We start from the raw sequence: 5,042 nt of genomic DNA on the forward strand, positions 1-5,042 counted from the left end.
TCTTGGCCGCGGTCTTCTTCACTGCAGCCTTCTTGGCCGGGGCCTTCTTGGCAGCGGTTTTCTTCACTGCAGCCTTCTTGGCCGGGGCTTTCTTGGCCGCGGTCTTCTTCACTGCAGCTTTCTTGGCCGGGGCCTTCTTGGCAGCGGTTTTCTTCACAGCGGCTTTCTTGGCCGGCGCCTTCTTCGCTGCGACTTTCTTTACAGCGGCTTTCTTGGCCGGAGCCTTCTTCGCTGCTACTTTCTTGACTGCCGCCTTTTTGGCCGGGGCTTTCTTGGCTGCCGCCTTCTTCGCGGCCTTCTTGGCTGTCGCCATGGTCTGCTCCTTTACGAGACGTTCAGGGACCCAGAACACGAACCCGCTCGGACCATCCTCACGGGCTATTCATCGGCGCAAGCCCTGCTGTCGATCAACTGCCTCCACAGCGGAATCAGTTTGCGCTAATGAATGCTGCACACAGCCATTCGACATACCCCGCAACCGGTGCGACCCATGTCGAATGACTTGGCAGGCGGTCGTCCGCCTGCCGGATGACGCCTCGTTCGCCCGGTCGCCGCCGCTTCGCATTCTACAAAGCAGCATGCGCAGGGGCCGGACGGCGCGCTGGGCGGGGGCCTTTGCCCCTCGCGCCCGCGTCTGAACCTGTCCGGGCCCTGCCGGGCGCCCGATGGGCGCCTGATCCTGTTTGCGTGTGTCTAGTCCCAGCTCAGCGCTCCGCCAGTCTGGTACTCGATCACACGGGTTTCAAAGAAGTTGCGTTCTTTCTTCAAGTCGATCATTTCCGCCATCCATGGGAAGGGGTTCTCTTCCTGCGGGAACAGCGGCTCGATGCCGATCTGCTGGCAGCGACGGTTGGCGATGAAGCGCAGGTACGACTTGAACATGGGCGCGTTCAACCCCAGCACGCCGCGCGGCATGGTGTCTTCGGCATATGCGTATTCGAGCTCGACTGCCTTGCGGAAGAGGCCGCGGATTTCCTCGCGGAACTCGGGCGTCCACAGATGAGGGTTCTCGAGTTTGATCGTGTTGATGAGGTCGATGCCGAAGTTGCAGTGCATGGACTCGTCCCGGAGGATGTACATGTACTGCTCGGCAGCGCCCGTCATCTTGTTTTGACGGCCCAGCGCCAGGATCTGCGTGAACCCGACGTAGAAGAACAGGCCTTCCATCAGGCAGGCGAAGACGATCAGCGACTTGAGCAGCTTCTGGTCGGCCTCCGGCGTACCGGTCTTGAAGGTCGGGTCGGCGATGACGTCGATGAACGGGATCAGGAATTCGTCCTTCGCGCGGATGGACGGGATCTCGTTATAGGCGTTGAAGATCTCCGACTCGTCCAGATCCAGGCTCTCGACGATGTATTGGTAGGCGTGCGTGTGGATCGCCTCTTCGAAGGCCTGGCGCAGCAGGAACTGCCGGCACTCCGGCGCCGTGATGTGGCGGTAGGTGCCCAACACGATGTTGTTCGCGGCGAGCGAGTCGGCCGTGACGAAGAACCCGAGGTTGCGCTTGACGATGCGGCGCTCGTCTTCGGTCAGGCCGTTCGGGTTCTTCCACAGCGCGATGTCGCGCGACATGTTGATTTCCTGCGGCATCCAGTGGTTGGCGCAGGTGGCCAGGTACTTCTCCCAGGCCCACTTGTACTTGAACGGGACCAGCTGGTTGACGTCCGTCTTCCCGTTGATGATGCGCTTGTCGGCAATATTCACGCGACGCGAGGTGGCGTCCGCGGGCGCCGCGGCGCCCGCAGCCAGCGCGACCTCGTCGAACGCGGCTGCGTGTTGGCCGAGCGCGGCAGCTCCTGCGAGCTGAGGCGCCGGCTTGGAGGGGGAAACTTCTTCGTCCCAAGACAACATAGATCGACTCCGGTATTCAGCGGGGATTATTGGCAAGCTTCGCACTCTTCGAAGCCGGGGTCACCCGGTTTCATGGTACATACCGCCCCGACGATTTCCGGTTCCGGGAGATTGGTGCCCGCCGCGGACAAGCCCGCATTGGACGGTACCGTGGGCACGGCGTTCAGCTCGCCGCCGCGGCCGGTCGATTTCTCAGCGCTGGTCGCACCCAGGGTGCGCAGGTAGTACGTGGTTTTCAGCCCGCGCTGCCAAGCCAGCTTGTACGTTTCATCGAGTTTCTTGCCCGACGCACCCGCCATGTAGATGTTGAGCGATTGCGACTGGTCGATCCACTTCTGACGGCGTGCTGCGCATTCCACGAGCCAGCGGGGTTCGATCTCGAAGGCCGTCGCGTACAGCTTGCGAAGCTCGGGAGGAACCCGATCGATCTTGGCGAGACTTCCGTCGAAGTACTTCAGGTCTGCGATCATTACCTCGTCCCACAAACCGAGTTTCTTGAGGTCACGCACCAAGTAATCGTTGACGATCGTGAATTCGCCGGACAGATTCGATTTGACGTACAAGTTTTGATAAGTCGGTTCAATGCACGCAGATACGCCAATGATATTGGAAATCGTTGCCGTCGGGGCAATAGCGACGCAATTGGAATTGCGCATGCCGTGCAGTTTGATGCGCTCACGCAACGCATTCCAGTCCAAGGACGAGCTTTCGTCCACATCCACATAACCGCCACGCTCTTCGCGGAGCATCTTGATCGTGTCTTGCGGAAGAATGCCGCGATCCCAGAGCGAGCCTTCGAACGTGGAATAGCGCCCGCGCTCTTCGGCCAATTCGGTCGAGGCGAGGTAAGCGTAGTAGCACACGGCTTCCATCGAGCGATCGGCGAACTCCACCGCCGCTTCGGATGCGTACGGCACCCGCATGATGTGCAGGGCGTCCTGGAAGCCCATGATGCCTAAGCCAACCGGACGATGGCGCAGGTTGGAGTTGCGGGCCTTGTCGACGGCGTAGTAGTTGATGTCGATCACGTTGTCGAGCATGCGCATGGCGACACGGATGGTGCGGCGGAGCTTTTCGTGATCGAGTTCGACCGTGCCGTCGGCGTTGGTCTTCAGGTGTGCAACCAGGTTGACCGAGCCCAGGTTGCAGACCGCGATCTCCGTCTCGCTGGTATTGAGCGTAATTTCGGTGCACAGGTTGGAGCTGTGGACCACGCCCACGTGCTGTTGCGGCGAGCGGATGTTGCACGGGTCCTTGAAGGTGATCCACGGATGGCCGGTCTCGAACAGCATCGACAGCATCTTCCGCCACAGGGTGACGGCCGGGATCTTCTTGTACAGCTTCAGTTCGCCGCGGGCGACCTTTTCCTCATAGGCGAGGTAGGCCTTTTCGAACTCCTTGCCGACTTTGTCGTGCAGGTCGGGGCAGTCCGAGGGCGAGAACAGGGTCCACTCGGCGTTTTCCATGACGCGCTTCATGAACAGGTCGGGAATCCAGTTGGCCGTGTTCATGTCGTGCGTGCGGCGGCGCTCGTCGCCGGTGTTCTTGCGCAGCTCCAGGAATTCCTCGATGTCCAGGTGCCAGGTTTCCAGGTACGTGCACACGGCGCCCTTGCGCTTGCCGCCTTGGTTGACCGCGACGGCCGTATCGTTGACGACCTTCAGGAAGGGCACGACGCCCTGGCTTTCGCCGTTGGTGCCTTTGATGTGGCTGCGCAGCGCCCGCACGGGCGTCCAGTCGTTGCCCAGGCCGCCAGCGTACTTGGCCAGCAGCGCGTTTTCCTTGATGGCGTCGTAGATGCCTTCGAGGCTATCGGAAACGGTGGTCAGGTAGCACGACGACAGCTGCGAGTGCAGGGTGCCCGAGTTGAAGAGGGTCGGCGTCGAGCTCATGAAGTCGAACGACGACAGGATCCGGTAGAACTCGATGGCCCGCCCCTCGCGATCCTTCTCTTGGAGCGCCAGACCCATGGCGACGCGCATGAAGAAGGCCTGCGGCAGTTCGATGCGCTTGCCCTGGATGTGCAGGAAATAGCGGTCGTAGAGCGTCTGCAGCCCGAGGTAGGTGAATTGCAGGTCGCGCTCGTGGTCCAGCGCAGCACCCAGGCGCGCCAGGTCGAACGTGGCCAGGCGCGGATCAAGCAGCCCGCCTTCGATGCCGCGGGCGATGAACTGAGGGAAATATTTGGCATAGCGGGTCGCCATGGCGCTTTGTTCGACCTCCTCGCCCAGCACCTCCTTGCGGATGGTGTGCAGCAAGAGGCGTGCCGTGACCTTGCTATAGGCCGGGTCTTTTTCCAGGTAAGAGCGCGCCGCGAGAATGGCGGACTTGAAGATCTCGTCAGTGGAAACGCCGTCGTACAGGTTCTTGACGGTTTCCTTGAAAATGGCCTCGGCCGAGACGAATTCTTCCAGGCCCGTGCACGCGGCGCGGATGATGTTTTGCAGATGTTGCGGGTCGAGCGGGATGCGCAGGCCGTTCTCGGTCGCATGCAGGACGGGCTGCTCGGCTTCAGCCTGCTGCTTCTGCGCGCGTTCCTGGGCGCGCTTTTCCCGATACAGCACGTACGCGCGCGCGACGTCATGTTCGCCCGAGCGCATCAGCGCTAGTTCGACTTGGTCCTGGATGTCTTCGATGTGCACGGTGCCACCGGTGGGCTGGCGGCGAATCAGCGCCTGCACGACTTGCTGGGTCAGCTTTTCGACGAGCTCGCGCACGCGCGCGGAAGCGGCGCCCTGACCGCCGTGGACGGCGAGGAAGGCCTTGGTCAGGGCAATCGAAATCTTGCTCGGTTGAAAGCCGACTACGGCGCCGTTGCGCCGGATGACCTTGTAGTCGGCATATGCGGTTTGTTCGGCCTCGAACGTTGCGGGCTGGGCAGCGGGCGGCGCAGCGTTCGGTTGGGCCGAGGGTGTCGAGAGTTGCATAAGGCCTCCTGGATGCAAAAGGCGCGGAGGGTGAGCCGCGCCGTACTCGAGAGTTCTGGGGATTTGAAGCGGAAAAAAATTCGGGACCACAAGGGCGTCAGGCCGCGCGACAACGCGCCTCGGGGCCGAACGGCGAAGTGCGAAGCAAGAGCGGACGTCGCACTTCGGGCTGGTTTGGATAAGCCATGTTTTCCCCTCCCATGCGGTGCGGCCACTACATCTAGTGGTGTGCCGGCCTGCAAGCCACTAATTCTAGGGGGGTGC

Annotated in this window: 3 protein-coding genes; all 3 read right to left on the minus strand. The window is 61.6% G+C overall.

All coding sequences use genetic code 11. From position 1 onward, the window contains the following. Positions 1-313 (minus strand): histone H1-like repetitive region-containing protein (locus tag IRZ12_RS15395; RefSeq protein ID WP_296470213.1); only part of this gene is annotated, 313 nt, incomplete at its 3' end. A 380-nt stretch (positions 314-693) separates the two neighbouring features. Next, complete coding sequence (locus IRZ12_RS15400) at positions 694-1,851, minus strand: ribonucleotide-diphosphate reductase subunit beta (RefSeq protein ID WP_296470218.1); 1,158 nt, start codon at positions 1,849-1,851, stop codon at positions 694-696. 26 nt (positions 1,852-1,877) lie between these two features. Beyond that, positions 1,878-4,778, minus strand: a complete 2,901-nt coding sequence (locus tag IRZ12_RS15405) for a ribonucleoside-diphosphate reductase subunit alpha (RefSeq protein ID WP_296470221.1) — start codon at positions 4,776-4,778, stop codon at positions 1,878-1,880. Between the last annotated feature and the right edge of the window lie 264 nt (positions 4,779-5,042).

This window comes from Pigmentiphaga sp., from assembly GCF_019689535.1.
Lineage (GTDB): Bacteria > Pseudomonadota > Gammaproteobacteria > Burkholderiales > Burkholderiaceae_B > Pigmentiphaga.